Consider the following 5,390-nt stretch of genomic DNA (forward strand, 5'->3'; position numbering starts at 1 on the left):
GACCTCGTGCCCAAAGAGAGCTGGTCAGGCCATCAACCGTTCAAGAAAATGCTGGTGAAAGTCAAGCGCGAAATCATCCGCATGGATCACCCGGCGATTCAGCCCACCGCCGGCCGCGCACCAGCGGTGGATGCGCAAACCGTCAAGCGCTGGCTGGACCAAGGGCATGATGACAGTGGCAGGCCGGTCGTCACACTGGACACGCGCAATGCCTTTGAAGTGGATCACGGCACGTTTGAGGGCGCGATTGACTGGCGCATCGATAAATTCACCGAGTTTCCGCAAGCCCTGCTCGACCACCAGGCCGAGTTGCAGGACAAAACCGTGGTGAGCTTTTGCACCGGCGGCATCCGCTGCGAGAAAGCGGCGATCTTGATGCGTGAAGCGGGGCTGGCGCATGTGTACCAGCTCGAAGGCGGCATCCTCAAATATTTCGAGGAAGCCGGCGGCGCGCATTACCAGGGCAGCTGCTTTGTGTTTGACGAACGGCGCGCGCTCGGCGCTGATTTGTCCGTCACGAAAAACTGAGCGCCACGGGGTCGCCTCAAGCCCTGAATTTTGCCGTCACGTCGGCCACGCGTTGGCCAAGCAGTTTGGCGGTATCCAGGTCACCCTGCGCCATTTCGGCGGGGCTGGCGTCCGAAGGAGACTGCGCCATGGCGCCGCTGTACGAGCCCACGTAGTTGATGTCATTGCGCACGGCGGCCTTGCTGTTGCTGGGCATGAGCCCGGTGCCGACCCAGATACCGCTGTGTTGCATGGCCAGGGTGAACAGGTAATGCAGCGTGGAGAGCTTGTCGCCATTCATGGTGGCGCTGTTGGTAAAACCGGCGAACACCTTGTCTTTCCAGGCTTGGCTGAACCAGGGCCTGCTGGAGGCGTCGGCAAATTTCTTGAACTGCCAGCTCACCGAGCCCATGTAGGTGGGCGAACCCATGATGATGGCGTCGGCGGCGTTGAGCGTAGCCCATGCCGCTTCGGACAAATTGCCGTCAGCGTCGATCGGAACCAGCTCGGCGCCGGCGCCGTCCGCCACGGCTTGCGCCATGCGCTGGGTGTGACCATAACCCGAGTGAAAAACCACGGCTATTTTTGCCATTTTTGGAAATCCTGAAATGAATTGAGTGAGATGAAATGAAAAATCAGGCCAGGAGATCAAACACCAATACCTCGGCATCTTTGCCGTGGTCCAGCGTGAGCTGACGTTCACCTTCGATCAAGGCCGCATCGCCCGTGGCCAATGCAACGCCATTGACGTGGAGTTCGCCCCGCACCAGGTGCACGTAACTCTTTCGAGCCGGATCGAGTGTCAATAGGGCCGTTTGTTCGCCATCGAACAAACCGGCGTACAGACGCGCATCCGCATGAATCGTGACGGAACCATTGGCGCCATCATCGGACGCCACCAATCGCAGATTGCCCCGCTTCTCGGTGTCGGCAAAGGTCTTTTGCTCGTAGCTCGGCTGAACCCCCATGACATTGGGCTCAATCCAGATTTGCAGCAAGTGGGTGGTGGCATTGGGCGCGTGGTTGAACTCGCTGTGCTGGACGCCGGTGCCCGCGCTCATGCGCTGAACGTCGCCTGGCGGTATCGCCTTCACATTGCCCATGCTGTCCTTGTGCGCCAAAGACCCGCTCAGCACGTAAGTGACGATCTCCATGTCGCGGTGGCCATGGGTGCCAAAGCCCTTGCCTGCGGCAATCCAGTCTTCGTTGATGACGCGCAAATTGCCCCAGCCCATGTGCAGCGGATCGTGGTAGCCGGCAAACGAAAAACTATGAAATGATTTGAGCCAGCCGTGGTCGGCATGGCCGCGTTCCTGGGATTTGCGAAGGGTCAACATCTCGTAGCTCCTTGGTGTGGTGTCTTGATGCCTGAACTTTAGGTCCAAACAGGCTTGCGGCAATCCACGGCGTTTGATGGCATCATTCAAATTATTCGAATCAAAATGGAAATCAAATGCAAACTGCCCGCGATGTTCTGACACCTGACGCCCTCGCCATGCTGCAGGCCATCGCTGCTGCAGGGAGCTTTGCGGCGGCGGCCCGCGAGCTTGGTCTGGTGCCAAGCGCCCTGACCTACCGGGTGCGCCAGATTGAAGACGCCCTGGACGTCCTGCTGTACGACCGCAGTTCGCGCCAGGCCCGTCTGACGGAAGCCGGCGCCGAACTGTTGCGCGAAGGTGCCCGCCTGCTGGCGGACATTGATGCCGTGGCGAACCGGGTCAAGCGTGTGGCCACAGGCTGGGAGTCGCAACTGACGGTGGCGGTCGACAGCATCATCTCCAAGGCCACCGTGATGGAGCTGTGCGAAAGCTTTTTTGCCCTCAACCCACCAACCCGCATCAAGCTGCGCGATGAAACATTGTCGGGCACGCTGGCCGCCCTGACCTCCGGCCAGGCCGATCTGGCACTGGGTGTGGCCGAGTCAAGCAACAACGCGGGCATTCACAGCAAGTCCCTGGGAGACGTGACCTTTATTTACGCGGTGGCGCCACACCACCCGCTGGCCGGCGCGCCCGAGCCCCTGAAAGACGAGCTGATCCGGCAACACCGGGCGGTGGCCGTGGCAGACACCATCACGCGCGGCGGCGGCATGACATTCGGCTTGCTGGGCGGGCAGGACGTGTTTACCGTGGCCACCATGGCGGACAAGCTGGACGCCCAGCTGCGTGGCTTGGGCAGCGGCTTCGTGCCCGAATGCATGGCCGGCGCCTACATTGAAACCGGCCGCCTGGTGGTCAAGAAAACGGACCGCCCCGAGCGTGTCGTGCGACTCCACTACGCCTGGCGCAGCGTCGCAAAGTCGGGCCATGGCCGCGCGCTGGCCTGGTGGCTCGCGCAGCTGGAAAGTGCTGCAACCCGGGCCGCTTTACTGGAGCGCCACCGAGGCGTGTAAAGTGCAAGACATACAACAACCCCTGGAGATACCGGTCATGACCCAATCCAAACCAAAACCCAAGGCCAAACCCAAGTCCAAACATTTTGCCGTGATCGGGGCCGGCATGGCTGGCATCGCCTGCGCCCGCACCCTGGTGCAGGCAGGCCATCAGGTCACGCTGTTCGAAAAAAGCGCCAGCATTGGCGGGCGCATGGCCACGCGCAGCAGCGCATTTGGCACCTTTGACCACGGTACGCAGTATTTCACCGTGCGCGACCCGCGATTTGTGCAGGCGCTGGACACCGTGCCAGACCTGTGCAGACGCTGGAGTGCCAACACCGTGCAGGTACTGGACGAGCGTGGCCGCGTGGCCGCGTCCAGCCTGCCCGCGCGGGAGGCGCACTGGGTACCCGCTCCGGGCATGAGCGCGCTGACCAGCCGCTGGGCCCTGCCGCTGATGGCGCAGCACTGCGTCGAGCTGGAAACCCGGGTCATGCAGATGGAGCGCGATGTTCTCAATGCCCATCAATGGCAACTCCACACCGATGGGCCGGCTGGCGTGCAGCATGTGTTTTCGGGTTTCGATGCGGTACTGCTGGCCATCCCCGCGGCACAGGCGCGCGTGCTGCTGCAAACATCACGACAGGCCGATCGGCTGGTGAAACAAGTTGACAAGGTAAAAGTGGCCCCGTGCTGGACATTGATGGTGGCGTTTCCGCAGGCCGTGCAGCCGGGCCTGACCACCTTGGGGCCGCAGTGGAATGCCGCGCGCAGCACACACCACCGTATTGCCTGGCTGGCCCGCGAGTCATCCAAACCGGGGCGCGGCGCGGTGGAACGCTGGACCGTGCAGGCCAGCGCCGCCTGGTCGCAAGAGCACCTGGAAGACGATGCCCAGCGCGTGCAGGCCAAGCTGCTCAAGGCTTTTTCCGAGGTCACCGGCATCCGCGCCGAGCCCGCCCATGTGGACACCCAGCGCTGGCTTTACGCCCAGACCACCCAGCCGCTGGGCAAATCCCATCTGTGGGACGCCCAAACGGGCATCGGCGTCTGCGGCGACTGGTGTCTGGGCCACCGGGTAGAGAACGCCTTCATTTCCGGGCTGGAGCTGGCACTGTCAGTGGCTTGACAAACACCATGGCCAGCCCGGGGGCAAGCTTCACCGCCGAGCCGCCCCAAGGGGAAGCAGCCCCCACGGGGGGCAGCGCAACACACGAAGTGGCGAGCGTGGGGGCCAGCTTCACCGCCGGGCCGCCCCAAGGGGAAGCAACCCCCTCGGGGGGCAGCGCAGCACACGAAGTGGCAAGCGTGGGGGCCAAATACACAGGCAGATTTGCCCCCTCACCGACCGGGCCGCTGCACGCGGGCTCACTGGTCGCGGCCCTGGCCAGCTGGCTGGACGCCAAAGCCCATGGTGGCCAGTGGCTGGTTCGCATGGAAGACGTGGACACGCCACGCTGCGTTCCTGGTGCCGATCTCATCATCCTGCGACAGCTGGCTGACTGCGGCCTGCACCCCGACGAATCACCCGTGTGGCAATCGCAACGCAGCGGGCTCTACCAGCAGGCGCTGGATCAACTGGTGGCGCAAGGGCTGGCCTACCCCTGTGCCTGCTCGCGTCGGGACCTTGAAGCGGCGCGGCGCCGGCTGGGACAGGCGCGTGTGCGCCACGGCGAGCTGGTCTACCCCGGCACCTGCCGCACCGGCTTGCACGGCCAAGCTGGCCGCGCATGGCGGCTGCGGACCGATTTTTATAGATCAAATAGACCCCTAGCCCCCGCAGAGTATGCGCAAGATGCTACAAACTTAATAGCGAAACAAAATATTCATTGGACCGACCGCCGCCTTGGAGCGCAGCAGCAGGATGTGCAGGCCGAGGTGGGCGACTTTGTCCTCAAGCGTGCCGATGGCTGCTTTGCCTACCAGCTCGCGGTGGTGGTGGACGACGCGGCGCAAGGCATCACCGACGTGGTGCGCGGCGAGGATCTGGCCGACAACACGGCACGGCAAATCCTGTTGCAAGGCTGCCTGGGCCTCGCCACCCCGCGCTACCTGCACACGCCCCTGGTGCTGGGCGCCAACGGCGAAAAGTTATCCAAACAGAACGGCGCGCAGGCGCTCGATACCAGCCACCCTATGGCCGCACGAGCAGCCCTGCACCGCGCCGCCAGCGTGCTGGGCTTGCCCGCCGCCAGTGGCAGCATGGCGGACGCGCTCGGCGCGTGGGTCAGCGCTTGGGCCGTCGCCTGGAGAGTGGAGCGGCCGCCTCTCTACAATCCTGTCCCGTGAACGATACAAACCCCACCGACCCCACCTCCCCTGACAACCCACCCGCTGCGCGCCAACCGCGCATCCGGGGCCGCGCGCCGGAAGGCGTGGCCTACCCCAAGGAAATCAAGAGTTTTGTGCGGCGCGCCGGTCGTACCACCACCGGCCAGGCCAAGGCCTTTGAGGACATCGGCCCCCAATTTCTTCTGCCCTACCAGGCAGGCGCTATCGATTTCGTAGC

General features: G+C 63.5%; 6 protein-coding genes and 1 pseudogene. 5 read left to right on the forward strand and 2 right to left on the reverse strand.

All coding sequences use genetic code 11. The features are described from left to right. Positions 1-528: rhodanese-like domain-containing protein (locus tag B3V69_RS10295; protein WP_296446256.1), on the forward strand; the 528-nt coding region annotated here is incomplete at its 5' end. A gap of 16 nt (positions 529-544) precedes the next feature. Here the strand turns inward: B3V69_RS10295 and B3V69_RS10300 are convergent. Beyond that, positions 545-1,099, reverse strand: a complete 555-nt coding sequence (locus B3V69_RS10300; protein WP_296446258.1) for a flavodoxin family protein — start codon at positions 1,097-1,099, stop codon at positions 545-547. Between the two features lie 43 nt (positions 1,100-1,142). Beyond that, positions 1,143-1,844: a pirin family protein gene (locus B3V69_RS10305; RefSeq protein WP_296446260.1), complete on the reverse strand. Its 702-nt coding sequence runs from the start codon at positions 1,842-1,844 to the stop codon at positions 1,143-1,145. Between the two features lie 116 nt (positions 1,845-1,960). On the opposite strand from B3V69_RS10305, the gene B3V69_RS10310 reads away from it, so the two are divergent. The 4 genes and pseudogenes from B3V69_RS10310 to B3V69_RS10325 form a co-directional block, all read left to right on the forward strand. After that, positions 1,961-2,899 carry a LysR family transcriptional regulator gene (locus B3V69_RS10310; protein WP_296446262.1) on the forward strand — a complete coding sequence of 313 codons (939 nt, stop codon included), beginning with the start codon at positions 1,961-1,963 and terminating at the stop codon, positions 2,897-2,899. A gap of 37 nt (positions 2,900-2,936) precedes the next feature. Continuing rightward, positions 2,937-4,010: an NAD(P)/FAD-dependent oxidoreductase gene (locus B3V69_RS10315; protein WP_296446264.1), complete on the forward strand. Its 1,074-nt coding sequence runs from the start codon at positions 2,937-2,939 to the stop codon at positions 4,008-4,010. 179 nt (positions 4,011-4,189) lie between these two features. Next, the gene (gene gluQRS, locus B3V69_RS10320; protein WP_296446347.1) at positions 4,190-5,170 is read left to right on the forward strand and encodes a tRNA glutamyl-Q(34) synthetase GluQRS; all 981 of its coding nucleotides are present in this window, start codon (positions 4,190-4,192) and stop codon (positions 5,168-5,170) included. Then, positions 5,167-5,390, forward strand: a pseudogene (locus B3V69_RS10325) (tRNA (guanosine(46)-N7)-methyltransferase TrmB); the annotation flags it as partial. The gene gluQRS and the pseudogene B3V69_RS10325, both read left to right, overlap by 4 nt.

Source organism: Rhodoferax sp. UBA5149, assembly GCF_002413825.1.
Lineage (GTDB): Bacteria > Pseudomonadota > Gammaproteobacteria > Burkholderiales > Burkholderiaceae_C > Rhodoferax.